The sequence below is a fragment of the Haloarcula amylolytica JCM 13557 genome, assembly GCF_000336615.1.
In the GTDB taxonomy this organism is placed as follows: Archaea; Halobacteriota; Halobacteria; order Halobacteriales; family Haloarculaceae; genus Haloarcula; species Haloarcula amylolytica.
On record NZ_AOLW01000050.1, the window covers coordinates 37368 to 62859 of the forward strand.

Sequence of the window (25492 nt, forward strand, 5' to 3'; positions counted from 1 at the left end):
GGAGTGTCATATTTGTAATTGACGATATTGCGCAGTTTCCTGCCGTTCCATGGGTGTTAGTTGTGTGTATGCTTGTAAAGCGCTTTCGAAATAGTGGGTGGGATCGCTGAATCCCCCAACCTGCCGACAGCTGGCCATTATAGTTCATGCAACAAACCGGTTTCCGGTGGTTGACGGTCCGAAGGAGGCGACTGTTGAGGACGTGGTTCCGAAATGGACAAACTCGGGGACCACAGAGTGCCCTGGTCAGTTCTGTCTCGGCTGCGAATGCGACGTGGTAGTTGCTGACCAAGCTACTGAAACCGCTGTTCCAACTCCGCAACGGCAGGCTGCAACGTCTCGTAGCACTCGTCGGCGTAATGCTGGACAAACATCGGGGGCGAGTCGCTGACCACGAGCGCGCGAATGTCGTGGTCAACCGCATGCAGGAGTTCGACTGTGGTTCCACAGGAAGGGGACGGGAAATACGCGAGTAGTGCGTCACAGGACTGCAACAGTTCGAGGTCGCGCTCGACGATATCGGCGATAACCGATCCCGGCGCCAACTCCGGGACCCGGTCGGGGTTCGACAGTATCTCTTCTATCGATGTCTCCCCAATGGCGTGCCCGACAGCGTGGACATACGGTTCATCGGGCAAGCTACCCAAGTTGTTGAGGATGTCTTCGAGAACTGTTCCGTCCTCGGTCACGTCCGAAAATTTCTCGAGTGCACCGGAATACTGGTCGACGGGCGTGAAATCAGCGTCTTCGAGCTGATGTTTGAAAGATAGACGGTACTCGACAAGCTCTGAAAGGTCACGGAAATCTATCGGTCCCGCAATGAAGACCCTAGTCATCCGTAGCAGTCGCTCCCTTGGTGACGTTCGAGGCGTCGAATTCTATCGGAACACCGAGTGTGCTGGGATTCCCGCGCGCGACATCCCGGGCCACGAACGCAGCACCGAGAGCAGTCGATAATTCCTGGCACGTGTGGACCAATGCGATACTTGAAAGAGCCTCCGTGAGCCGATCCTGAATGTCGAAAGGTTCTTTCACTCGACTGAGTCGACCACTAAGGACGATGGCATCAAGTCCCGTACCATGATGCTCAGCGAACGGAATGAGGGAGTAGACGTTGTGTAGCGTCGCGTAGTACACCATCTCGAGAAGGTCAGCACAGGGGACGCCTTTGATATCCTCGAAATCATAATCTGAGCGATAGAGAAGACCCGATTTCATGAACGCGTCGTGTATATTTTGCTCGCCATCTCGAATTTGTCTGAGACACTCGATGTCACCCCACCCGTGGATGAGTCCCATCCAGTGGAACGCACCACGAATCTCGCCGTCGTCGACGTACGTGGCCATCGAAGAGGAACTGACGTTCGCTGCGATGAACGTCTCGCCCTCGACACTCGAGCCGAGGCCACTGTTCGTAACCATTTCTTGGGCATACCGCGCAGTGGCAAACTTGTCAGCGCCTGCCAGGGGAGAGTAGTGGCAGAAGTATGGATGGACGGTTTCGAGTCCGTCGTGGACCCCGGGGAAAACTGTTGTCGGGATATCGGACTGCTTGAGTTCATCGTACACGAGCGTTCCCGTGCCGAACTCGTGACCTAGACCACACGTATCGACGATACCCCGGTTCTCTGTTGCTGTGATGTCGGTCACAGTATCAAGGTTGTCCCCGATACTGTACCCGTAAGCGATCATCTCGATATCATCAATCGATACGTAGTCACGTAGCGTCTCAATGTAGGACCAATCTGTATCCTCGTCTGGCGAGCGTTCGATGGTAAACACGTCGTCTACCCCGCCCGAGGAAAGGAGGCACGTTTTCACGCCGGTCGTGGAGTGATCTATCCCGATAAACACAACTAATTGAACATATCGCATTTTTATAATATTTTCGATTACCTATCGTTCGCTAAAATAAAATACAAGCAAAGATAACTGCGGGACTGAGATAGAGTTACAATGGTCAGATTATCTGCGACACTGCTCGTGGGGAACGTCTGTACAGTCACCCGTCGGGGCGCAACCCGTTCCGGGATGGTGTCTTGCTGATGGGTAGTAGCACGGCGATTGCGACTGTAGTGGTGACTACAGTTCTGGGTGTCTGTATCGGTGGCAGTTTTTACGCTGATCAGCGGGCAGTCAGACTACTCTTTGACCGCTTTGCCAAGATGCTTCCGGCGACACTCGGCTACGAAGCCCTGTTCGGCGTCGCTGTCGTATTGGAGGTGGCCGGGGGAACGGTAAAGATATCCTCGGCGGCACTATTCGCGGGGAGTGCAGCGGTCTGTCTCTCGTGGTCCGGGTCGTGGTTCATGAACGACCTGTACGATAAAGAATCGGACACCGCCTCAGATCAGGACCGTGCCACGGTCGAAGGCCAAGTCAGTGACCGACAGACAGTCTTTGCGGCCGTCATTCTCTGGGGATTCAGTCTCTCGTATGCAGCGTTACTCAGCTTCGTCGCACTTACCGCGGCTGTCTGTATGATTGTCCTCAACGTCGTCTATTCTGTCCCGCCCCTCCGGCTCAAGGCCAGTGGCATCGGAAGTATGGGTTCTATCGGTCTGATGGGTGCGACGGCGGTGATGTTGGGGAGCGGGACTGTCGTTTCGGTGCCGAGCGGCGCTGTCTGGCGCTTTGCGGCCATCGTGACGGTATTCATGATGTTGAACCTGTCATATAAAGACCTCAAAGACGTCGAAGAGGACGCCGCGACGGGTGTGGAGAACTTCGTCGTATCGTACGGGACAGACCGGGTTCGCTGGTTCCTCGTCGTGAGCCTCCCGATCTCTTACCTACTCGGTGCGTTTGTCATCGGTGTTACCATTTGGCCAGTGCTAGTGATAATTGGCGTTGTCAGCCTCTGTGCTGCCGGACTACTCGTGACGCACGATATTTCGACGGCGCGGCTGACACACCGGCTCGATATCGTCAACGCGATATATATGACGACACTCGCGTCAACCTACTACGCGATATATGCATGAGGCCAGCCGCTGGGCGGCCACTCAGAATGTGAATGTTTCTTTGACTTTCTGGTAGGCTAACCGACCGATGAGGTGGGCAGGACCGCGTTTCGGTAAGTCACGGATAGTCGAGAGAACATCGGGTCGAGAGACCCCAGTGATCGAGATATCCCAGCCGGACTCGTTTTCGTACCGTTGCAGGGCCCGTTCCGCTTCCCGGACGACTGATTCCCCATCCATCGTCCGCACAACGTCGTCCTCAAACAGCACGGTCCCGTCGACGACGACCAGTTCGACATCCTGTCTCGTCACCATGTTGGTTACCAGCGAGGAGACATTTGTGAGGGGTTTACAGCACGGGTCGTCCACATCCAGGACGATAAGATCAGACTTCTTGCCCGGTTCAAGGGACCCGGTATGGTCGTCAATACCGAGCGCCGCTGCACCCTTCGAAGTAAGCATCCGGATCAGTTCGGGCGACTGAATTTGGTTCGCCGTCCACTCGTGGTTCGCCATCAGCCGGGTCTGGCGAGCCTCGCCGAACATGTCGAAGCTATCATGGAAGTAGTGGTCGTCGAGGCCCAGGCCTATCGTAGCGTCGCGTTCCCTGAGGGAGGGCAACGGCATCCAGTCACAGGTTTCATCCGGCGACCAGTAGGCAAATACCGACGGGCAATGGACGATACTCGCCCCCGTTTCAGCGATTCGATGGACGTCCTCCTCGTCGGCACTACGGAAGTGAGCAACGACCAGTCGGTCGTTCAACAGGCCCACATCTTCTAGTAGTGCGAGTGAATCCTCGCCATCGTTGACGCGAGCATTCAGATTGGAGATGCTGTCCTCAAGCAAATGTGTATGCACTCTTACATCGTATCCACTAGCTAACTCGGCCACTGATTCCCACATGTCACGTGTGAGAGTAATGTCGTCGTGAGGGCAGAACATCCCCCGAACCCTACCATCGTACGTATCGTGATAGGCCCGAACGAAACTTTCAGCACGGTCCAGCTGTCGGCCGGCCGGTTCGTCCCAGAACAGGTCGGTTATCATCGGTCCCATGGTGGCACGCATACCAGCTTCTCCGAGTACTGGAACACCGATTTCCGGCCGAATGTCCATCGTGCTGACCGTCGTAATTCCACTTCGGATGAAGTTGAGGGCAGCCAGTTTGAACCCCGCTTCCGCGAGGTAGTCGAGTTCGGTATCCACTAGCTGCCGACAGAGAACAATCATATCGACGAGCAGCTCTTCGTAGCCGATGTCGCTGTAGAGGCCGCGAAGTGCGCTCGGTTCGAGGTGAGCATGCGCGTTGATCAGCCCTGGCATGACTATCTTCCCGGTGCCATCGATGACCCTGTCAGCGTCGGCTGACCTGTCCGGGGGTTCGGTGCTGCGCACGGTTATAATCTCGTCCTCGTCAACGATTACTGTGCCCTCCTTGAACACGGTGTTCTGATCGTCGACTGTGAGAACGAAGGCGTCATGAATGAGCAAGTCAGTCATGCTCAATCCTCCAGGTGGTACACGATCTCGTGACACGAGGGCGGTGGGGTGTGGTAGAGACCATTTGAAACCGAATTAGGCTACTCGAATTGGAGAGTTAACATTTTTTATACGACAGGAGAGACTGCGAGGAGGTCGGCGGCGGTACCAAGGGCGGTCTATCTAGAGACGCCTGCCAGCAACTGCCGCATTTGTGGACCGACAGGACAGCGAACCTGCAGCCGGCTACAGTTCGGCCGAAATAATGTAGTACCCCCACAAATCTTTCTTAATACTTCTGTACTGGTAGTAACAGCCGACGATGTTCTCCAGTTCCGTCTCTGAACGCTTTCCGAAGACACTGAGTATCTTTCCGATGGGGATGGCGAAGAGACTGTATCGGAACATAACCTCCAGGGAAGGCACGATATTTTCCGTCACGTCCTCTTGTGTCACGTCAGTAAAACCCAGGTCCGAGAGATACGTGCTGAACTCGTCGACAGTGGCGAGGTGGGGACATTTCCAGCCGTAGAGCCACTTGTCCATCCACTTCTTTTCTTTTCCTTCGTACGTGGGCTTGTGCGCGTACCCGTCTGCGACGACTATTCGGCCTCCGTCTCGGAGGACGCGCTTTGCCTGCTGAAGAAACTTTCTTTTGTCGTCGGCGTGGCAGATAGCTTCCAGTCCCCAGATGACGTCGAATTCGTCGTCCGGAATTGCCTCCATCTCGGTGAAATCCCCGTATTGAAAGGCTGTGTTCTCCGAGACTCCGAGTTCCTGCGCGAGCTCTCTAGCTAGCTCCAACTGGGGTTCACTGATATTGATCCCGGTAACTGAAGCCCCACGTTCTTTCGCTAACCACGTTGCCGGTCCACCGACACCACAGCCCGCACAGAGTACATCGTCCTTGGGGCCGATATCGACCGCATCGGCGGTCACGCGAGTCATGTTCTCTACAGCGGTATCTAGATCGTCGTCCTCGTTTTCGTAGTAACCGACGTGGACCCCGCGATGTGAGTTTTGAATCCACCCCTCGTCGAGCGAGGAGTGACACTGTGCATAGTACTCTTTAATTTCATCTTGGTTGACACCTACCGTCATATTCTATCAATCTGATTTTTTCAATAAATGGTTTTCGAACTGACTTCTAAATATAATTAAGTTTTTTTACCTGTGTGGCATTAAATGAGATGTGGTTGACAAAAGTCACGTTCGCAGTCAACTGATCACAGCTGTAGAAAACACTGAATACCCGATTACTGGCCCATTCGACCTCATTCCCGCACTCCCAAATGGGGCTGAGACGCGCATCGAATCGGGGGAATTCGAGATTACCGCAATGGAACTGACGACCGAGCTACCGGAAGTCGACTTCCCGTACGACACACCAGAAGCCTTCGTCGACGACGTCATGGTCGAGATGGAAAACGAGGGGTTACTCTGACTACGCTCTGGGGAGCGCCCCGATCTGAGCACTATCTGCTATAACAAACTCACAACAACACCATATGAACCTAGAAAAAAACGATATGAATGAACCTGTCGTTCCGAATCCGACTGGGATGACTGACGAAGCGACCCAACTGGAACCGTTCGACTTTTTCGACCGAAAGCGCAGTGACGGACATCTCCACTGGGACGAACACACAGGACGATGGGACGTGTTCTCGTACGAGGCCAACAAGCGCGTATTGGGTGACCCCAAGGCGTTCTCCTCCCAGAGTCCGCTGCCAACGGATCAACAGAACCTGATTGGAGATACCTTCTTCAATTCAGATCCGCCCGAACACGGCAAGAAGCGAGGCGTGGTTGAGGATTTCTTCACATCTGAGGCCGTGAATGCTTATGAACCGATGATTCGGGAGACAGCCCAATCTCTCTTCGACGATATCGAATCCAAAGGCGAGATGGACGCAGTGGGGGACCTGGCGTACCCGCTGCCAGTCATCATTATCGCCAACATTCTGGGCGTCCCGCCGGAGGATCGCGACCAGTTCAAGAAATGGGCCGACCTGCTCATCAAAGCCGAAACGACGTCTGTAGACGACCTTGTCGCTGACCAGAAGCGGGCTGGTACCGAGATGGCATCTTACTTCCTCGATATTATTGAGCGACGGCAAGAGGAACCCAAGGACGATTTGATATCGATTCTCACCCAGGCCGAAATCGACGGGGAGCCCATCTCCGAAGGCGACATGTTGGGCTACTGTGCCCTGATGTTGATCGCTGGGAACATCACGACGACAGGGTTTATCGGTAACTGTATCCGCTGTTTCGGCAACTACGACGACGAAAATTTATTCGAGACGCTGTCGGATGACAGGGACGGTCTTGACCGCGCGATAGAGGAGGTTGCCCGCTACCGGAGTTCAGTCCCAGCAGCGGGCCGCGTCGCGACACGGGACATGGAACTGTACGGCAAGAGTATTTCCGAGGGCGACTTCGTACTCACCTGGCCGATGGCAGCCAACCACGATCCAGCGAAGTTCGATTCGCCCGGGGAATTCATTCCCTCCCGATCGCCCAACCCACATATCGCGTTCGGGTACGGGGTTCATTCCTGTATCGGAGGATCCCTCGCCCGGTTAGAGACGCGAGTCGCTCTCGAGGTTATGATGGAACGACTCGACGACATCCGTGTAATAACCGATGATCTGACACCGATAGAGAACACCTTCATGCATGCTGTCGAATCTCTCCCGGTAGAATTTAATTAGGAAATCGACCCGGCAATGGGTCCTATCGGTCCACCTCTCCGAGCACGATGTCGAGGCTCCCGAGCGAGGCGATCATGTCAGGGATGTACTCGCCCTGCGCCATCTCCGGCAGCGTCTGCAGGTTCGAGAAGCACGGGCTGCGGATCTTGAACCGGGCCGGCTTGTCCGTCCCGTCCGAGCGGATGTAGATGCCGAGTTCGCCCTTCGCGCCCTCGACGGAGCGGTAGATCTCCTTGTCGGGGTCCGGGCGGAGCGTCCGTGGGACGTTGGCCTGAATCTCGCGGTCGTCTTCGGGCCAGTCCTCCAGCAGGTCGACACACTGCTCGATGATGCGGGCCGACTCCTCGACCTCGCGGAGGCGGACGAGCACGCGGCTGAAGTTGTCGCCGCCCTGCTCGGTGACGACGTTCCAGTCGAGTTCGTCGTAGTAGCCGTAGGGGTCGTCCCGGCGGAGGTCGTAGTCGACGCCCGAGCCGCGCGCCACGGGACCGGTCGCGCCGTACTGTTTGACTTGCTCCGGCGAGAGGACGCCGGTGTCGACACACCGCATCTGGAAGATCTCGTTGCCGGTGACGAGGTCGTGGATCTCCTCGAGCTTGTGAGGGAGGTCATCGAGGAAGTCGCGAATCTTCTCGAAGTACTCCTCGCGGGGCTCGGGCAGGTCCCAGGCGACGCCGCCCAGTCGGAGGTAATTGAACATCAGCCGCTGCCCGGTCAGGTCTTCCAGCAGGTTCTGGACGATTTCGCGGTCGCGGATACCGTACTGGAAGACGGCGGTGAAGTCGCCGAACACGTCCAGCGCGAACGTCGCCAGCGCGAGCTCGTGGGAGGCGATTCGGCACATCTCCGCCGCCATCGTCCGGATGACCTGCGCGTACTCTGGCACCTCGATATCAGCGAGGTCCTCGGCCGCGCGCGCGTACGCCCATTCGTTGAGAATTCCGGCGGAAATGTAGTCCCACCGGTCGGGGTAGGGCATGATCTGGTGGCGGTAGGTACCCTGCTGGCACATCTGCTCCTCACAGCGGTGCAGGTAGCCGATGTCGGGTTCGAGGTCGGCGATCTGCTCGCCGTCGAGCACCGTTTCGACGTGGAGCACGCCGTGGGTCGCCGGGTGGTGCGGGCCGATGTTGACGAACATCGTGTCCGGATCGTCCTCGCTGCGCTTGTCGTCCTTGAGCGGGTTCGCGTGCTCGCGCAGTGAGACGATCTGTGGCTGGTCCTGGTTGTAGTCCTGACTCAGGGGGTGGCCCTGCCAGGTCTCGGGTAGGAGGATGCGACGCAGGTCCGGGTGGTCGTCGTAGTCGATGCCGACGAGGTCGTACGCCTCTCGCTCGTGCCAGTCCGCGGTGTCGTAGACGCGAGCGGCCGACTCGTTGTGCGGATCGTCCTTCGGCGACGGGACGACAATCGACAGCTCCTGTGTCGGGTCGTTGTACTTCCGCAGGTGGTAGATGGATTCGTACCGGTCGTCGTACTCCTGTGCTGTGACACAGGCGCAGTGGTCGAACCCGGCCTCCTCTTTCAGCGTCGAGAGGACTTCCTGGACCTCGTCGGGACGGATGACGAACCCCTCAGCGTTGACGTGCTCCTCGCGGTCGAGGACGTGGCCCCCGAGCAGGTCCGCGAGCGCGTCGTAATCGAGGCCGTCCTCCGTAACGCCGACGTCGAGCGCCGTATCGCGTGATGGTTTTTCTAAACTCATGGCAGGTTAGGGAGAGTCGTTCCAGTTGTACCGCATGACGAGGTCTTCCTCGTCGATTTCGCTGGCGAGTTTATCCACGAGCTCGTCCTGTTCGAGGTCGCCGAACTGCTCCAGTTCGTAGGGTTTGACCGTCACCGGCGAGGACTCGCCTTCGGCGATGCGCTCCTGTAGCTTGGCGACGCCGTAGATGAGTGCCTCGGGGCGGGGCGGACAGCCCGGGACGTGGATGTCGACCGGGATGACCTCCTCCGCGCCCTTGATGACGTTGTACCCTTCCTGGAACGGGCCGCCGGAGATGGTACACGACCCCATCGAAACGACGAACTTCGGCTCGGGCATCTGGTCGTAGACGCGCTTCATCCGCGGGGCGAACTTCGAGACGATGGTCCCTGGGACGATGATGACGTCCGCCTGGCGCGGGGACGCGCGTGGCACCCCTGACCCGAAGCGGTCGAGGTCGTGTTTGATCGCGTAGGTGTGGATCATCTCGATGCTACAGCAGGCGATCCCGAACTGCAGCATGAACATCGAGGAGCCCCGGACCCAGTTCATGAACTTGTCGAACTTGGTCAGGATGAACGGCGTCGACCCGAACGCCTCGCGTAGCGTCGAGTTGAAGCGGTCGTCGGCCCCGTCACCCATGCGGGCCTCCTGTGTCGATACGTCTTTCGCGGCCGGTGGTGTCTGGTCACTACTCATATGTGTCTGCCCCCTTCGTGGCGCGCGGACTGCGCACCCACTGAACTGCGCCGTTACGCCAGGCCCAACCGAGTCCGACGGCGAGAATCCCGATGAATACGACCATCGGTAGCAGTGCCTTGGTCATCCCGACCTCAGCGACGGCGTCGCTGTAGATGACCGTCCACGGGAAGATGAAGACGGTCTCGATGTCGAAGACGACGAACAGCAGCGCGACCATGTAGTACTGGATATTAAACTTGATCTGTCGACTGCTGCCAGTCGGCACTTCACCGGACTCGTAGGTGGTGCGTTTGCCTTGTTCCGGCACGCTGGGCCGCAAGAGGCTCGAAACTGCCATCATCGTCAGTGGGATGGCTAGCGCCACGACCGCGAGCGCGCCGATGGCGATCCATGGATTACTCATTCCGGTATCTCCTATCGTCTGCCGGTTAGAAGTACTCGCATATAAGGGTTCATTGTTCGGTTTTTCGGCCCTGTGGGTCTTTAAGAGCCGACGCGCTCTCGGATGGCAAGTGACCTGTAACTGCCGCACCTCCCGGGGTGTGACGCCCCCTCGATTGTCACTCGTCCCAGTACTCGCGCTTGAACCCGGGCGTCCCGAGTTCGTGGAGGTCGCGCGACGCCTCGCCGACGTCGGTCTGGAGGCCTTCGTGATACGAGACGAGACGGTCACGGAGTTCGTCGTGCTGCCGTGCGAGAATCTGTACCGCGGAGAGCGCGGCGTTGAACGACTTGCCGGCGTCGACCGCGGTCAGCGGTGCGCCCTGTGGCATCCCGATGACCGAGTCGACTGATTTCTCCTGCACGGGGACGCCGATGACCGGCAGCGGATAGGCGATGCTGGCGGTCATGTTCGGCAGGTCCGCGGACTTGCCGCCAGCGCCGGCGATAATCACGTCAATACCGCGGTCTTCGGCCGTCTCAGCGTACGCGTACATCAGGTCCGGCGTCCGATGGGCCGAGCAGACGAACGTCTCGAACGTGAAGCGGCTCTCGGGCGCGTCGGTGTAGTCCGTCTGTTCCTCGAAGCCGAGTTCGTCGGCGAGCGCCGCGTAGGCCCCGGGTCGCTTGCCCTGCCCGCCGGCCATCGTCGGCAGATCAGAATCCGATCCCATGACGATGCCGACATCGGGAGTCAGGTCGTTCGGGCGGTCCATCTCCGCTTCTTCGTGTAACTGGTCGATGAGCGACTGGACGCTGTCTGCGGGCATACGACGGACTGGAACCGGGACCGGCGTAAGTGTAGGCGGTTTCCGCTCAGTCGGCCAATGCCTGCTCCAGTTCAGTAAGGAGCGTTTGTGGCTCTGCAGGGAAGCACCTGAGTGGATCGGTACGGCCGGTGACCTGTATCCTGAGTGCGTACCGCTTGCGGTACGTGAGCGCGAGGCTGACGGCGCCGGCGACTGCGAAGGCCCCGCCGAGGAGGACAGACCGGTCGAGCGACAGCAGGCCGAACCCGACCAGCGCGGCGCTCATCACCGCGAGAAACCAGTCGATGTCCTGAAGACTTACCTCGACCACGTCGTCGAGGTCGACGACCACCGGACTGTCGCCACGGTCGACCACCAAGCGATCAGCACCGAGAATGACAGTCCCGCCGGTTCGGAGCGTGCCGGCGTACCGCTCGTCGCTAACAGGCGATGCGGTGTCAGCAGCCATATCGTCGCTATCGTCCTCCACGGTCAGTCGTCGCTCACGGCTGGCGGGCGGTCGCCGCCGCGGCCGCGGATGCGGTCCAGTGACGAGACGTATTCGCTGTCGTCCTCCGTGAGCGCGGCCCAGGCCGCGAGGCCGCGCTCCTCACGGGTTCCGGGCACAGTGTTGTCGAGGACGAAGGCGACGATGCCGCCGACGACCATCCCGGTGCCGCCCATGACAAACAGCGTGGTCGCAACGACATCAGTCCCGAGGACGCCGCCGAGAACCGGGACAGCCGCCAGGCCCTGCTGGAGGGCTGTCGCACCGCCGACGTCCATCCCCTGCCCGACCTGGCTCATGTACTCGGGCACTGCGAGGCCGGCAAAGAGCGCAAAGCCGACGATGAACACGTTCCGGTTGGCATCGAGGTCGACGTACTTGAGCTGTGAGAGGCCCACGGCGGCAATCTGGCCGAACATGACGATGTAGAGGCCGCCGATGATCGGCGACGGGATCGTCGCGAACAACTGGCCCGCCGGCCCGAAGTACCCGACCAGAATCATCACCGCGGCGCCGATTTGCACGACGTAGCGGGATGCGACGCCGGTGATAGCGATTGCACCAACGTTTTCGGTGTAGGAGGTACAGCCGTTGCCGGTGCCCATGATGCCGGCGAACACGTTGCCGACACCCTCCATCCCGATCCCGTCGTTGATTCGGCGGCTGTTCGGCGCACCGCGGCCGGCAATGCGGGCGACGGAGTGGTAATCGCCGAAGCTCTCGACGACGGAAGCGAGCATCCCGGCGAACATCCCGACGACGAAGCCCGGCGTGAACTGCGGGAGCCCCCACTGGAACGGGTAGATGGGCTGGACCAGCGGTGCGCTCGTGACCGACCCGAGCGAGACGTAGCTGATCGAGTCGGCGGCGAAGACGCCGGTGATTGAGAGCACGGCCGCAACGCTCCACGCAAACAGAATACCCAGTAGCACGGGGAAGAGTTTGAACGCCCGGTGGCGTCGGTCGAGGTACTGCGAACACGCGATGATCGAGAGCATTGTCAGCCCGAGCAGCCACCAGTTCTGGCCGGTCCCGGGGTCGCCGAAGTTCGGATTCGCTATCTGTGGGACGTTGAACAGCGACAGTCCGATGAGCGCGATGACCGGCGCGATGACGACCGGCCCGACGTACCGCTTCAGCTTCCCCATGAGGCCACTGTAGCCGATCACTACCTCGACGATGCCGGCGACGATGACGGCCCCCTGTAACTCGACGAGCATAGTCTGCCAGTCCGCCCCCTGCTGGGCCAGCACGCCGATGATGGCCAGCCCGGGCGCGAGCATGGAGAACGTCCCGCCCTGGACGATGGGATATCTGTTTCCGAGCGTCGTCTGGGCGAGCGTCGCGATACCGGAGACGACGAAGAACGTCCCGATGAGACGGCCGACCTGGTCCGGCGCGGCCTCGAACATTCCCATCGCGCCCGCGAGTCCGAGCGGGATCGCCACGGACGCGCCGATCATCGTCAGGTAGTGCTGGACGCCGAGCAGTATCGCTTGCTTTCGCGGCGGCTTGTCGTCGATGCCGTACTCGACGAAGCCGGCGGTTTCCGGTTCCTCGGGTGTGGCCGGGTTTTGTCCGTCGTCCGGCGGTGTCGCGTCAGTCATGCTCGCTACCCATGGCACTGCAACTCCCGATACATATTCTTTGCTCGTTGGCCCGGCAGGGACGGGACTGTCCAGCCCGCCTCGAAAGGAAAACGCTCTTGGCCCGCTCCGACACAGTCTTGGACATGAGCAACGGGGACGACGATGCCGACGCGTCGGACGACGCCGAGGCAGCAGACGAGATCGACGTGACCGCCGAAGAACTGGAATCGCGTCTCACAGAGGCCGGCGAGGAGCTTGAGGCCGCAGAGACGGAGGCCGACCTCGACGACGTCGAGTCGTCCCTCGACGACATCGAGAGCGACCTCGAAGCCGCCGACCTGCCCGAGCCCGACGAGGATGACGACGAAGCCGAGGACCCCCGCAAGGAACTGGAGTCCCAGCTCTCGGACCTGCGTGACGACCTCGAAGCACAGCGCGGCCCCTACGCCGAGGACGTGGTCACTATCGTTTCCGACGCAGCGGACACCGTCACCGACAGCGAGTGGACCGACGACGGCGAGGGCGAGGCCCAGGAGGCCGTCGAGACGTTCCTCGACGAAAGCGCCGAGTTCGTCGACCACGACGCCGACACGGGCGGCGATTTCGTCGCCGCCGGGGATGCGCTGGCTACAGTCGCCGACGCCATCGAAGCGGCAAACCTCGACCCCGACGAGGACACGGAGACTATCGAAGGACTCCTCGAAGCGGCGGAAACGCTGGAAACGGGGCTGGACGAAGCCGAAGTCTGGGACGACCTCACGGTACAGGAGCAACTCGACGCTCGCGGGTTCTACGACATCCTGACCAACGAGAACCGGAAGGACTTCCCGCCGGAGTGGAACGCCGCGAAGCTCCACGCCGAGGAGGGGGACTTCGAACAGGTCCTGTTCGCCTACGACAAACTCGGCTCGGAGTTCTTCGACGGATACATCGTCGACCTCCTGTACAACCTCGGCAGCGACGCCGAGCCGGCCTTCGACGCGATGCACCAGCGCGCCCAGAAGCGCGACAAAGGGCCAATCGAGGTACTGGGGAAGATCGGCGACGAGCGTGCGACCGAGACGCTGCACGACTACATCGACGGCGACGGCGACCCCGCACTCCAGAAAGTCACGCTGCGCGCGCTGGGCGCTATTGGCAGCGCGGAGTCGGTCCAGCCGGTCGCAAACCGACTCGACGCCGACAGCGAGGAAATCCGCTCGGTCGCCGCCCGCACTCTGGGCCTGCTCGGTGACACCCGCGCTATCGAGCCGCTCGGCGACATACTCGAGTCCGACGACAGCGACTCCGTGCGTGCCTCCGCCGCGTGGGCGCTCCGACAGATCGGGACCGAAACGGCACTCGAGGAGGCTGCCCGCTACACGGACGACCGCGCGTACATCGTCCAGGCCGAAGCCGAGAAGGCGTCAAGCGCCTGAGTCAGGGAACCTTTTTATACGAACGGGGGGCCAGACGCCCCGATGCGGTCGCTCGCTCCACTCGTCTGCTGCGTGCTCGTCCTCGCCGCGCTAGGTCCCCATATCGCAGTTGGACAGGCGTCTCAAGCCGGCACAACAGCCAGCCGTCCTGCGGAGCCGTCGATTCACGCAGTGTACCCGGACCCTGTCGCTGGCGGCGACGCGGGGGAGTTCGTCGTCCTCGACGTTCCCGACGGGACCGACATCGGGCAGTACGCCATTACCGACGGCGACGGGACTGCGGGTATTCCGAACACCAGCGCAGGCGGGCGCGTCGTCCTCTCGACGGCACCGAACCGGACACGGGAACTCACCGACTGGCCGGTCGTCGGCCTCGACGGACATCTCGCGCTGGCAAACGGCGGCGAGCGGGTTCGCCTTCAGCGTGCCAATCGGACTGTCGATGCCGTTCGGTACACCGAGGCCGTCGAGGGGGAACTCGGTATTGTGAACGGGTCGGTTATTCGCTGGCGGCCGCTGGGCGCGACGGCCCGTCCGGTCGTCAGGGCCGCCGGCGGCGAGGTACAAGCGTTCACGCTTCCGGACTCGCCCGCTGCGCCGATGCAACCGATTCGCAACGCTACCGAACGGGTGTACCTCGCCGGCTACACGCTCTCCTCGGCCAGGGTCGCCGACGCTCTCATCGCCGCCCAGCGCCGCGGCGCGACGGTCCGCGTCCTTCTCGAAGGTGAACCGGTCGGGAGCCGCACCGCCGCGGAAGCCCGCACCCTCGACCGGCTGACCGACGCCGGCGTCCCGGTTCGGGTAGTGACTGGCCCGCGCGCCAGATACCGCTACCACCACGCGAAGTACGCCGTCGCCGACGGGCGGGCCGTCGTGCTGACGGAGAACTGGAAACCCGCGGGAACCGGCGGCAACAGCAGCCGGGGCTGGGGAGTGGTCACGGCACAGCCGCGGGTCGTCGACGGGCTGAATCAGACGTTCCGATCTGACGCCGGCTGGCAGGACAGCGAGCGGTGGGGGGAGTACCGCCAGGGGCGACAGTTCGAGCAGGGCGAGCCGGCGACGGGCTCGTACCCGAGCGAGTTCCGGACGGAGTCGGTGGCCGTCCAGCGGACGGACCTCTTGGTTACCCCGGACAATGCCCAGGACGAACTCGTCGCGACGATAGACGACGCGGACGACTCCATCGACGTCATCCAGCCGACGGTCGGAGATTGGGAAAGCCCACTTCTGCGGGCGCTCCGCCGGGCCGCGTCGCGCGGCGTCGAGGTCCGCCTACTGCTGAGTGACGCCTGGTACGTCCGCGAGGAGAACGAGCAGACGGCACAGCGGTTTCAGGAGTGGGCCAAGCGAAACGACGCGCCGCTGACGGCGAAGGTGGCCGACCCGGACGGTCGCTACGAGAAGATCCACGCGAAGGGCGCAGTCGTCGACGACGAACGGGTCGTCGTCGGCAGCCTCAACTGGAACGAGGCGGCAGCGACGTCGAATCGCGAGGTCGTACTGGTGCTTCACGGCAGCGACGCGGCCGACTACTTCGGTGCCGTCTTCGACGCCGATTGGGACGCCGGCGGGTTCGACACGCCGATTGGGGCACTCGTGGCCTTGCTCGGACTCATCGTGGTCGCCGGGCTCGCCGCTCGTCGGGTTTCGTTCGAGGCGTAAAAACGGGTATCGCGTGTCGAGCGGCGTTACACTTCTTCCGGCAGCGCCGTCGAACTCCCGAGTTCCTCGTCGATCTCGGCCTCGGCCATCTTCTCGACGAGGGCGTCGATGACCGACTCCCGCCGGCCCTTGACGAACTTGATGGAGCCGACGACGAGGTGGCCGCCGCCGGAGACGCCGCCGCCGTCGACCTCCTCGGTCAGCTCGGTAACCATCCGCGGGATGTCCAGGCGAACGCCATCCGAGCGCAGGACGGCGAAGTCCGGGCCGTAGCCGATGGTGATGACAGGATCGCCCGTCTCGGCGACCTTCCGGTCGTGGATTTCGCCGGTCGTCTTGCCCGGAGCGGGGTAGGTGAAGCGGTGGGCGTGGTTCTCCACGTCGATCGTGTAGAGGTGCGCGCCGTTGTCGAGGCGCTCGTGCTCGACGTGGCTCATCGCGGCGTCAAGCTGGTCCTCGACGTCGCGCTCGGCCCGGTCGGCGAGGAAGTCGACGACTTCCCCGTGGCGGTCTCGGTCGTCGCAGTCGACGTTCAGCACGTCGGTGATGAGCTGTTCGCCGGAGTTGTAGCGCAGCCAGTGGGTCGCGTAGTCCAGTGCTTCGCCGATGTCGCGCAGGTCGGCCTCGTCGTAGTCTTTCTCGCCGGCGAGGTCGATGTAGTCGCGCATCGCCTCGGCCTCTGAGCGGTCCGACAGGCCCGCGACCGCGGGGACGTGTCGGAGGTCCTCGGTGAGGTCGGGGTCGATCATCCGGGCGAGTTCGACACACAGCATCCCCGTGGTGATGCGGTAGTCCTCGTCGTGGAGGTACGGATTGACGTGCTGTTCGATGAGCGGCTCGACGGCCTCGGGGTCCGGGTGGTGGTGGTCGACGACGACCACCGGGATGTCGTAGTGCCGGAGGTTACGGTAGGCCGGTGTGTCCTCCTCGGTGGAGCCGTTGTCGAGCATCAGCAGCATCGGGAGCTTCTGGCCGTGGCGGGTGCGGTCCTCCAGGGCGAAGTTGAGGTCCCGGGTCACGTCTTCCATCTCGTAGTAGGGGGCCTTGCTCGGCAGGCGCTTGAGGAGGTGCTGGGGCGCGCTGGCGTCCTCGTACTGGGAGGCGATGAACGATTCCAGCGCGACCTGTAGCGGGACGCTCGCACAGAGCCCGTCGCCGTCGGCGTGGTGTCGCATGCGAATCGGGCGGCCCGAAAGCACCGTCTTGCGGAGTTCGGTCGCGACTTCGCGGAGGTCGTCCCACAGCTTCTCGAAGGCGGGCCACTCGACCAGCGGCTCGACGTCGGCCGGCTCTGCGGCCTCGGCCAGTGCGTCGTCGAGGTCGCTCTCGATGTCGTCGGCTTCCTCACCGTCGAGGACGGTCAGCGATTCAGCCTCGACCTGCAGGCCGTCGTCGCGTTCCTCGGCGCGTCCGGAGACGCGGACGATGTCGTCGATTTCGACGTCAGGGTGGGCACGGACACCGGCCTCCTCGAAGGCGGCACACGGGACGATACCGGTTTCGTCCCGGACCTGGAACACGGTTGGGCCGCCGGTCTGTTTGATCTGGACGACCTGGCCCTCGATGATGACCGTCTCACCGGTAGCGTCGGTGAGGTCGGCGACGGTGGTCGCGTTGCCGTGGGCAACGCGCTGTTCCTCGTAGTCGGCGGCCCGTACTTCCTCGAAGCTCAGGTCGCCGTCGGGGCGGATCTCGCCGAGTTCGACGATGAGGTCCTCGCCCACGTCGTACTGGCCCAGAAGATTAGAGTCGTGGACGAGACCGGAGACAGCGTCGGAGAGATCGACGAACACGCCGTATTCGACGGTGCCGTTGACAGTTGCGTGGTACAGTGCGCCTTCTTCGAGATCGTCGGACGTACATTGGTCCGCGAGATCGTAGACGATGGTCCCGCCGTCGGGGACCGTAGCACCGTCACCGGTGCCAGTTGGCGAAGACATTTGTCAATCCTTCGGTGCTCCCCCGTTTGTACTCTTCGGAATCCGCGGAGGGACGAACACAACGCGTAAAAAGCGTCCGACCCGACCCAGTGGTATGGGGTTGTTCCGAACGAGCGGGATACTCGGGATCGCGGAGTCCGCACTCGAGTTCGCGCTCGCAGCCTCCGAAGAGGCCCATCCCAACGAGTATATGGGCTTTCTCCGGGGCGATGACGCCAGCAAGCTCGGGCTCGACGACGACGGGACCGTTCTGACCGACGTTCTGGTCATTCCGGGAACGGAGTCGAACCCGGTCAGCGCGACCGTCAAGACGAGCATGGTTCCGAACGACATGCGAGCAGCGGGGTCGATTCACTCCCATCCGAACGGCGTCCTCAAGCCCAGTGACGCCGACCTCGCCACGTTCGGGCGCGGCGACGTCCACATTATCATCGGCTACCCGTACGGTCGCGACGACTGGAAGGCCTTCGACAGCGACGGCTCGGTCGTCGACCTCCCGGTACTCGACGTCGAGCCCCCGGAGGAGTCCTTTTTCGATTTCGACCAGTCCGACATCGACGCGGAGCTACGCGAGGAGGAGTTCGATCAATGACCCGCGTCGTCGCACAGGGGACGTTCGACATTCTACACCCGGGTCACGTCCACTACCTGCAGGACGCCGCCGACATGGGCGATGAACTGCATGTCATCGTCGCCCGCTCGGTCAACGTCACCCACAAGGAGCCGCCGGTCGTCCCGGACGAGCAACGCCGGGAGATGGTCAGCGCGCTCAAACCGGTCGACGAAGCACACCTCGGGCATCCCGAGGACATCTTCGTTCCCATCGAACGCATCGAACCGGACATCATCGCGCTGGGCTACGACCAGCACCACGACGACGAGCAACTCGAAGCGGCGCTGTCCGCCCGGGGCCTCGACTGTGACATCTGCCGGGCCAGCCCGCTGGAAGCAGAGGCGGCTGACCGGCTCCTGTCGACAGGCCGGATTATCGACCGGATTGTCGACGAGCGTAGCTGACTCGGTTCCGCAGTTCCCCCACTCTTATCAGTCCATTAGCAAAATTATTTTACGCTACTATATCCCTAATGTAATCGCCAGTTGGGACGATACAATGGGGATGGTCACAGTCAACGATGTCGATTCGCGGTCGTACCGCGCTGTAGAGATACTGCTGCTCCTGCCGACGCTCCTGTTTGGATTCCTCGGTCTCGGGCTGATCGTTGTCGGGATAGGGGGCGAGAGTGTGGGTACCGGGCCCCTCGGGATGGCCAGCATCTTCGGGACGTTCGGCGTCTGGTACCTCGGCGGCATTGTTGTAGCGCTGATATCGTGGCTCGTAACGCCGGTTTTCCTCTACTTTGATACAAAGAAAGTGCAGGAAGCAGACGTGGACTGGGACCCGAATCCAGTCCTGTATGTGGTCGCCGGCTTCTTCCTCGGCTACCTGATGAAACTTCACCACCTGTACAAACGCCATCAGTATGTCGTCGACTGGGTCGACCGGGACTGGTGGTGGACGGTTGTCGCTATCGGGGCCGTGGTGCCGCCCGTTTGCCTCGCTCTCGGGGGCGTACTTGTTTCGAGCGGAAGCGTCGGTATCGGACTTGTTTCGATTGGGGTCGGTATCCTCACCGCGGTACCGTTCTCTGTCGCCATCTACCGCGATGCGACCTACGTTCGCCTTCAGTCCGGGACGTGGCAGCCTAATCCGGGGAACTACGTCAATCTCGGCGTCTTTTTCCTGGTTCCCGGGCCGATAGTGTACCCTATAATCGGCTGCTACTACCTGTTTCGTCGCCACCGGGCTATCGGGACACTGTAATCGGTGACGCAGCCGTCCCTGTTCCGGCCCGAGATACGAACGTGGTGCTCACAGTTCTTGGAGGCATGATGTGAGTGAGTCCCGGTTCCAGTCTAACCCCAGGATTCATCGCGCAACAGTGACAGCCGCCTCCGAGACGATACGCTCACCGGAACTGTCGATGCCGACCGCAACCGCCAGCGCGCACTCGCCGGACGACGCGTCGTCCGAAGGGCCACGGCCAGAGTACCGGTACCCGAATCAGCGACAGGGTCCCAGACTGGCTCGGGCGGGTAGGACTCCCGAACGCTGGTCGGGGCAAAACCGCTCGCAAAACGACAGTTCGCGCGTCAGATCAGGTCGGCCTCGGCGAGGCGGTCGACGGCTTCCTGCAGGCGCTCCTTGCTGTTTGCGTAGGAGATGCGAGCGTAGCCGGGCGTCCCGAACGCGGTTCCGGGGACGGTGGCGACCTGGGCCTCCGAGATGGCCTGGTCGCACCACTCGGTGTCGTCGCCGTCCGGTGCAATCTCCGGCATCATGTAGAACGCGCCCTGTGGCTCGGGGACGTGGACGCCGTGGTCCTCGAACAGTTCCATGAGGAACTCGCGGCGCTCGGCGAAGGCCTGGCGCATCTCCTCGACGGCGTCGTCCGTGTTCGTGATGGCCTCGACGCCGGCGTGCTGGACGAAGTTCACGGCACAGGAGACCGAGTGCGAGTGGACCTTGCCGGCCTGGGAGATCAGCTCCTCCGGCCCGGCGAAGTAGCCCAGCCGCCAGCCGGTCATCGAGTAGGCCTTCGAGAAGCCGTTCAGCGTGATGGTTCGGTCCTCCATCCCATCCAGCGTGCCCAGCGAGATGGCTTCGACGCCGTCGTAGGTAATCTCCTTGTAAATCTCGTCGGAGATCACCGTGATGTCGTGCTCGACGGCGAGGTCGCGGACGCCCTCCATCGCGTCGCGGGAGTACACCGCGCCGTGGGGGTTGCCCGGCGAGTTGACGACGAGCAGTTCCGTCTCGTCGGAGACGGCGTCGGCGAGGTCGTCCAGTGCGCCTTCGAGCTGGAAGTCGTGGGCAGCAGTGTCGATGCGGGTCAGCGTCCCGCCGGCGAGTTTCGCCATCGCCTCGTAGGACACCCAGGCCGGGTCAAGCAGGGCGACTTCGTCGCCATCGTCGATGACGGTCTGGAATATCTCGTACAGTGCCTGCTTGCCGCCGGGCGTGACGATGAGGTTGTCCGGGTCGTACTGAGTGAGGCCGTCATCGTGGAGCTTGTCAGCGATGGCCTCCTTCAGTTCGGGGATGCCGTTCGAGGACGTGTAGCCGGTGTGGCCGGCGTCGAGTGCGTCCTTGGCGGCGTCTTTGATGTTCTCCGGCGTGTCGAAGTCGGGTTCGCCGACGCTCAGGTCGACGACGTCTTTCCCCTCGGCCTCAAGCTCTGCGGCCTTGTTGCTGATCGCGAGGGTCGCGCTCGGTTCTACACGTTCGACGCGGGAAGCGAAGTCCATAGTCATTGTTCGAGTTCCGTGGCGAGGTCGATCGCGCTCTGGACGGCCGAGGCCCCCTTGTCGGTTCGGGCCTCGGCTTCGTCCTGGCTCATGCCCGGGCCGATAATGCCCAGCGTGACGGGGGTGTCGCGGTCGAGGGACACGTCGGTCAGCCCCTGTGCGGCGGCGTTGCCGATGACCTGGTCGTGGTCGGTGTCGCCGCTGATGATCGCGCCGAGGACGGCCACGGCGTCGACGTCCGACCGGCGCGCGAGCCGGTCGGCTGCCAGCGGCGTGTCGTAGGACCCGGGGACGTCAATCGCTGCGACGATCTCGGCGTCATTGTCGGCAGCGGCCTCGTAAGCCCCGTGCTCCATCTCCTCGATAACTGCCCCGTGTTTGTCGTACTGGGCGACAACCAGCCCGAGCTGCACCATACCTGATTCCCGGGGAGGGGCGACTAAAGAACTACCGTTCCGTGCCTGCAAAGCCCTAGACCGCTGTGCCGGCCGCTGCGACGGAGCAGTAGCTTAAAAACATGTTATAGAAACCAGAAGGATTCTAATGCCTCATGTGCTTGAGCCAGATATGGCTGAGTCGTCCCCGCTGTCTGCCCTCCACGATTTCCGGGACCGGACCCGGTCCTGGTTCGCGGACGACCCCCGCGCCACTGTGAAGCTCGTCGTCGCTGTGACGCTTCTCGGACTCGTCCTCAGAGTCGCGGCGCTCGGGAGCCGCGTCGCTCACTTCGACGAGGGCCGCGTGGCCTACTGGGCGCTCCATCTCCGCGACTCCGGCTCCTTTGCGTACCGCTACATCATCCACGGCCCGTTCATCCAGCACGTCGATAGCTGGGTGTTCACCGTCGCCGCGCCGACTGACTTCACGATGCGGTTACCGGTGGCGATTGTCGGCGGCCTCCTCCCGCTGACAGCGCTGCTCTTTCGCGAACACCTCCGGTCCGACGAGACTGTGTTCATGGCCGTGTTTCTCGCACTCAATCCGGTCCTGCTGTACTTCTCGCGGTTCATGCGCAGCGACGTGCTGGTCGCGGCATTCATGTTCACCGCCTTCGGCCTGCTCGTCCGGTTCGTCGATACCCGCAAGGCGCGCTATCTCTACGGCGTCGGGGCGTTCATGGCACTGGGGTTCGCCTCGAAGGAGAACGCCATCGTCTACGTGCTGACGTGGCTCGGCGCGACCGGTCTCCTGCTGGCGAAGGTGCTCGTCCTCCCGAACGGCTACCGCGACGCGTTCGGCTTCCTCCGTGGCGTCCCGACCGTCGGCGCAATCTGGGGGCGGATGGCGGGTCGCGTCCGGGCGGACGTAGGACTCGTCGTCGGCACGGTTCGCTCGTTCCGCGACCGCCACGACAGCGCCGCGTCCGTCCTCGCGGCGTACGCGAGCCACATCGTCCTCGCCGCGCTGGTGTTCGGCCTCGTCTCGCTGTTCTTCTACGCCCCTCGCGGGGCCGGCGTCGCCGGCATCGAACACCCGCCAGCCCCTGCCGCAAGCGGCGACGTGAACTTCTGGTCAGGCGTGACGAACCCGTCGCTGTTCCCGGAACTCGTCGGGACCACCTGGGAGCGCGTCGTCGACCAGTACAGCGAGTGGTTCTCGCCGGCCTCGGAGAAAGCCACGACCACTGAGACGGGCCTCGTCGAGTCTATCGAGACGTTCTACGAGAGCGTCGACGGCCACTACGAGGTACTGTTGAAAGCGCTGGGCTACACCGCGGCACCGCTGCTTCTGTTCTCGGCGTTCGGGTACGCGCTCGACCGGCTCGGAACCGTCGAGCCGCGCCATCTCGTCCCGTTCGCGGCCTACGGCGGCTACGTCTCGATTCTGGGGTACCCCATCGGGACCGACATCGGCGCGCCGTGGCTCGCCGTCCACGTCGTCGTCCCGCTGTCGATTCCGGCCGCCGTCGGGCTCGCCGCCGTGATCCGGTGGGGGAACGAGTCGCTGTCGACTGACGACGTGACGGGCGCTGCCATCGCCGCCGCTATCGTCCTGCTCGTTACGGCCCTCGTCGTCAACACCGCTGCCACGCGGGTGTACACCAACGAACACCTGGAGGGGAATCCGCTGGTCCAGTACGCCCAGCCACAGGAGTCGCTCCGCGACGACCTGGCGGAGATGGACCGAATCGCGACGGCCAGCGGAAACGGCACTGATGTCGTGATGTATCACGGGGAGCGCGGCGACGCCTACGACGGCGACGACGCGTACGTCAAGGAAGACCGCGGTGAGTGGAACGACTCGTGGTGGAACACCAGACCGACCTGTCTGCAGTGGTACAACTCGCTGCCGCTGCCGTGGTACTACGCGGCCGACGACGTGAACGTCTCGTGTGAGAACCGACCCGACACGCTCGCCGAACAGGCGCAAGAAGACCAGCCGCCGATAGTCATTACCCAGCAGATCGACAGCACGGTCCCCACCGAACGGCTCGAAGCCGCCGGGTACGTGCCCAAGACCCACCGAATGCGAACGAAGTACGGCTCGAACGACATGACGGTGTGGGTCCACGAGTCCTACGGGCGAGAACCGAACGGTTAACCCTGCTGCTGTGAAAGCGCGCGGTATGACGCTCACGTCACCAGGGCCGACCGTCGGCGTGGTCGGCGGTGGCCAACTCGGCCGGATGCTCGGCGAGGCGGCCGCGCCGCTCGGCCTCGAACTGCTCGTGACCGACCCGACGCCGGACTGCCCGGCAACACCGGTCGTCCGCGACCAGATCGTCGGCGACTTCGACGACGAGGCGACCTTGCGGGAACTCGCCGAGCGCGCCGACTACCTCACGTTCGAGATCGAACTGGCCGACCCGGACGTTCTCGAACGGGTCGCCGAGGAGACCGGGACGCCGGTCCACCCCGCGCCCGAGACGCTCCGGACGATTCAAGACAAACTCGTCCAGAAGCGCCGGCTGTCGAACGCTGGCGTTCCGGTCCCCGAGTTTCGCGCCGTCGACACCGCCGCCGACCTCCGCGAGGCCTGCGAGGAACTGGGCTACCCCGCGATGCTCAAGGCCCGGACCGGCGGCTACGACGGCCGCGGGAACATCCGCGTCGAAGGCCCGGAAGACGTCGAGGACGCTGTCGACGACATCGCCGGCCCCGCGATGGTCGAGGAGATGGTCGACTTCGAGCGCGAACTCGCGGTCATGGGCTGTCGCGGTGCGGACGAACGGGACACGTTTCCGGTCACCGAGACGATTCACCGCGAGGAAATCCTCCGGGAGTCCGTCGCGCCGGCCAGAGCGTCGAAAGCCGTCCGCGAGCGCGCCCGAGACGTCGCTCACGACGTGCTCGACGTGATGGACGGTCGCGGCGTGTTCGGCATCGAGCTGTTCGAGACGACCGACGGCGCGATTCTGCTCAACGAGATCGCGCCGCGACCGCACAACTCCGGCCACTGGACCATCGAGGGCTGTCACACCTCGCAGTTCGAGCAACACCTGCGGGCCGTCACCGGCCAACCGCTGGGATCGACCGACCAGCGGTTCCCCACTGTGTCGACGAACATCCTCGGGGACGTTTCGGAGCGCCAGTCGGCAGCATTGCGGGGCGAAGACGGGATACTGGAGACGCCACGGGCGCACCTGCACTGGTACGGCAAGCGCGAGGTGTACAACCTCCGGAAGATGGGGCACGTAACGCTGACGGCTGACGACCGCGACGGCCTGCTCGCCGACGCGCGCGACCTCCGCGACGGACTGACTTTCGAGTGACCGCGACGGACTGACACCGGGGTTCTCCGCAGTCCAGAACCGAGCGGTCTTTGACTATGCGGTCCTGAGTCACGGTATGGAGCGACGGGATCTTCTCCGTGCGGCCGGCCCGGCGGCGGTCGCAGGGCTCGCCGGCTGCCTCGGCGGTGGGAGCGCTGACACCGACTACGACGTGGGGATGTCCGCGAAGGCGTTTCGCCCGGTTCGCATCGCCGTCGAACCGGGGACGACCGTGCGGTGGCTCAACACGAGCAAACAGGGCCACTCGGTCACGGCCTACGAGGACGACATCCCCGACGACGCCGACTACTTCGCCTCCGGCGGCTTCGACACCGAACAGGCGGCCCGCGACAACTGGGGGAGTTCCTCCGGCGGGACGATGTACGAGGGCCAGGAGTTTACCCACACCTTCGAGGTACTCGGCGAGTACCCCTACTTCTGTATCCCGCACGAGCGAGCCGGGATGGTCGGGACCGTCGTCGTGACCGAAAACCCCGAAACGGTGACGAGCGGCGAGTAGCGGCGCTGTCGATTTTGTCGAGTCTTTTTCCTGTCTGCGCTGAGTGGGTCCTCTACGCGCTGTTTTGGGGTA

General features: G+C 62.5%; 24 protein-coding genes. 11 read left to right on the forward strand and 13 right to left on the reverse strand.

What is annotated here, in order from left to right; translation table 11 throughout:
* Window positions 1–293: 293 nt before the first annotated feature.
* Together C442_RS18305 and C442_RS18310 are read right to left on the reverse strand one after the other, a co-directional pair.
* Complete coding sequence (locus C442_RS18305; protein WP_008313043.1) at window positions 294–836, reverse strand: hypothetical protein; 543 nt, start codon at window positions 834–836, stop codon at window positions 294–296.
* Window positions 829–1854: a hypothetical protein gene (locus tag C442_RS18310; protein WP_049943094.1), complete on the reverse strand. Its 1026-nt coding sequence runs from the start codon at window positions 1852–1854 to the stop codon at window positions 829–831. Before C442_RS18310 ends, C442_RS18305 begins: the two co-directional genes overlap by 8 nt.
* Before the next feature lie 191 nt (window positions 1855–2045).
* Here C442_RS18310 and C442_RS18315 point away from each other — a divergent pair, with 191 nt between their 5' ends.
* Window positions 2046–2984, forward strand: a complete 939-nt coding sequence (locus C442_RS18315; protein WP_080504340.1) for a UbiA family prenyltransferase — start codon at window positions 2046–2048, stop codon at window positions 2982–2984.
* A 21-nt stretch (window positions 2985–3005) separates the two neighbouring features.
* On the opposite strand, the gene C442_RS18320 is transcribed toward C442_RS18315, so the two are convergent.
* On the reverse strand, window positions 3006–4466 hold the full coding sequence (locus C442_RS18320) for an amidohydrolase family protein (RefSeq protein WP_008313049.1): 1461 nt from the start codon (window positions 4464–4466) through the stop codon (window positions 3006–3008).
* Between the two features lie 225 nt (window positions 4467–4691).
* Entirely contained in the window at window positions 4692–5546 is an 855-nt protein-coding gene (locus C442_RS18325; protein WP_008313051.1) for an SAM-dependent methyltransferase, read from the reverse strand.
* Window positions 5547–5637: 91 nt separating this feature from the next.
* Here C442_RS18325 and C442_RS18330 point away from each other — a divergent pair, with 91 nt between their 5' ends.
* Both C442_RS18330 and C442_RS18335 read left to right on the forward strand, forming a co-directional pair.
* The gene (locus C442_RS18330) at window positions 5638–5889 is read left to right on the forward strand and encodes an MTH865 family protein (protein ID WP_049943095.1); all 252 of its coding nucleotides are present in this window, start codon (window positions 5638–5640) and stop codon (window positions 5887–5889) included.
* An 85-nt stretch (window positions 5890–5974) separates the two neighbouring features.
* Window positions 5975–7162 carry a cytochrome P450 gene (locus C442_RS18335; protein ID WP_049943108.1) on the forward strand — a complete coding sequence of 396 codons (1188 nt, stop codon included), beginning with the start codon at window positions 5975–5977 and terminating at the stop codon, window positions 7160–7162.
* 22 nt (window positions 7163–7184) lie between these two features.
* On the opposite strand, the gene C442_RS18340 is transcribed toward C442_RS18335, so the two are convergent.
* The 6 genes from C442_RS18340 to C442_RS18365 all read right to left on the reverse strand — a co-directional run bounded on the left by C442_RS18340 (window position 7185) and on the right by C442_RS18365 (window position 12874).
* Entirely contained in the window at window positions 7185–8867 is a 1683-nt protein-coding gene (locus C442_RS18340) for an NADH-quinone oxidoreductase subunit D (protein WP_008313055.1), read from the reverse strand.
* Between the two features lie 6 nt (window positions 8868–8873).
* Window positions 8874–9566: an NADH-quinone oxidoreductase subunit B gene (locus tag C442_RS18345; RefSeq protein ID WP_008313056.1), complete on the reverse strand. Its 693-nt coding sequence runs from the start codon at window positions 9564–9566 to the stop codon at window positions 8874–8876.
* Entirely contained in the window at window positions 9559–9972 is a 414-nt protein-coding gene (locus C442_RS18350) for an NADH-quinone oxidoreductase subunit A (protein WP_008313057.1), read from the reverse strand. The genes C442_RS18345 and C442_RS18350 overlap by 8 nt, the downstream gene beginning before the upstream one ends.
* A 157-nt stretch (window positions 9973–10129) precedes the next feature.
* Window positions 10130–10780 carry an AIR carboxylase family protein gene (locus C442_RS18355; protein WP_008313058.1) on the reverse strand — a complete coding sequence of 217 codons (651 nt, stop codon included), beginning with the start codon at window positions 10778–10780 and terminating at the stop codon, window positions 10130–10132.
* A 46-nt stretch (window positions 10781–10826) separates the two neighbouring features.
* The gene (locus C442_RS18360) at window positions 10827–11249 is read right to left on the reverse strand and encodes a hypothetical protein (protein ID WP_008313059.1); all 423 of its coding nucleotides are present in this window, start codon (window positions 11247–11249) and stop codon (window positions 10827–10829) included.
* A 2-nt stretch (window positions 11250–11251) separates the two neighbouring features.
* Window positions 11252–12874: a uracil-xanthine permease family protein gene (locus tag C442_RS18365; RefSeq protein ID WP_008313060.1), complete on the reverse strand. Its 1623-nt coding sequence runs from the start codon at window positions 12872–12874 to the stop codon at window positions 11252–11254.
* A 125-nt stretch (window positions 12875–12999) separates the two neighbouring features.
* Here C442_RS18365 and C442_RS18370 point away from each other — a divergent pair, with 125 nt between their 5' ends.
* Both C442_RS18370 and C442_RS18375 read left to right on the forward strand, forming a co-directional pair.
* Window positions 13000–14274, forward strand: coding sequence for a HEAT repeat domain-containing protein (locus C442_RS18370; protein ID WP_008313061.1), 1275 nt, complete (start codon window positions 13000–13002; stop codon window positions 14272–14274).
* 42 nt (window positions 14275–14316) lie between these two features.
* On the forward strand, window positions 14317–15942 hold the full coding sequence (locus tag C442_RS18375) for a phospholipase D-like domain-containing protein (RefSeq protein WP_049943096.1): 1626 nt from the start codon (window positions 14317–14319) through the stop codon (window positions 15940–15942).
* 26 nt (window positions 15943–15968) lie between these two features.
* On the opposite strand, the gene C442_RS18380 is transcribed toward C442_RS18375, so the two are convergent.
* On the reverse strand, window positions 15969–17882 hold the full coding sequence (locus tag C442_RS18380) for a DHH family phosphoesterase (protein ID WP_008313065.1): 1914 nt from the start codon (window positions 17880–17882) through the stop codon (window positions 15969–15971).
* A 94-nt stretch (window positions 17883–17976) separates the two neighbouring features.
* On the opposite strand from C442_RS18380, the gene C442_RS18385 reads away from it, so the two are divergent.
* The 3 genes from C442_RS18385 to C442_RS18395 all read left to right on the forward strand — a co-directional run bounded on the left by C442_RS18385 (window position 17977) and on the right by C442_RS18395 (window position 19704).
* Entirely contained in the window at window positions 17977–18474 is a 498-nt protein-coding gene (locus tag C442_RS18385; protein ID WP_008313067.1) for a Mov34/MPN/PAD-1 family protein, read from the forward strand.
* Entirely contained in the window at window positions 18471–18899 is a 429-nt protein-coding gene (locus C442_RS18390) for an adenylyltransferase/cytidyltransferase family protein (RefSeq protein WP_008313068.1), read from the forward strand. Before C442_RS18385 ends, C442_RS18390 begins: the two co-directional genes overlap by 4 nt.
* 94 nt (window positions 18900–18993) lie before the next feature.
* A complete protein-coding gene (locus tag C442_RS18395) occupies window positions 18994–19704 on the forward strand; it encodes a hypothetical protein (protein WP_239642333.1) in 711 nt (236 codons plus the stop codon).
* A 329-nt stretch (window positions 19705–20033) separates the two neighbouring features.
* On the opposite strand, the gene C442_RS18400 is transcribed toward C442_RS18395, so the two are convergent.
* On the reverse strand, window positions 20034–21194 hold the full coding sequence (locus C442_RS18400) for a pyridoxal phosphate-dependent aminotransferase (protein ID WP_008313072.1): 1161 nt from the start codon (window positions 21192–21194) through the stop codon (window positions 20034–20036).
* Complete coding sequence (gene ribH, locus C442_RS18405) at window positions 21191–21604, reverse strand: 6,7-dimethyl-8-ribityllumazine synthase (RefSeq protein ID WP_008313074.1); 414 nt, start codon at window positions 21602–21604, stop codon at window positions 21191–21193. The genes C442_RS18400 and ribH overlap by 4 nt, the downstream gene beginning before the upstream one ends.
* Before the next feature lie 151 nt (window positions 21605–21755).
* On the opposite strand from ribH, the gene C442_RS18410 reads away from it, so the two are divergent.
* The 3 genes from C442_RS18410 to C442_RS23125 all read left to right on the forward strand — a co-directional run bounded on the left by C442_RS18410 (window position 21756) and on the right by C442_RS23125 (window position 25420).
* Window positions 21756–23729, forward strand: coding sequence for a flippase activity-associated protein Agl23 (locus C442_RS18410; RefSeq protein WP_008313076.1), 1974 nt, complete (start codon window positions 21756–21758; stop codon window positions 23727–23729).
* A 25-nt stretch (window positions 23730–23754) separates the two neighbouring features.
* The gene (locus C442_RS18415; RefSeq protein WP_008313078.1) at window positions 23755–24900 is read left to right on the forward strand and encodes a 5-(carboxyamino)imidazole ribonucleotide synthase; all 1146 of its coding nucleotides are present in this window, start codon (window positions 23755–23757) and stop codon (window positions 24898–24900) included.
* A gap of 232 nt (window positions 24901–25132) precedes the next feature.
* Window positions 25133–25420, forward strand: a complete 288-nt coding sequence (locus tag C442_RS23125; RefSeq protein ID WP_394324897.1) for a plastocyanin/azurin family copper-binding protein — start codon at window positions 25133–25135, stop codon at window positions 25418–25420.
* Window positions 25421–25492 lie beyond the last annotated feature (72 nt).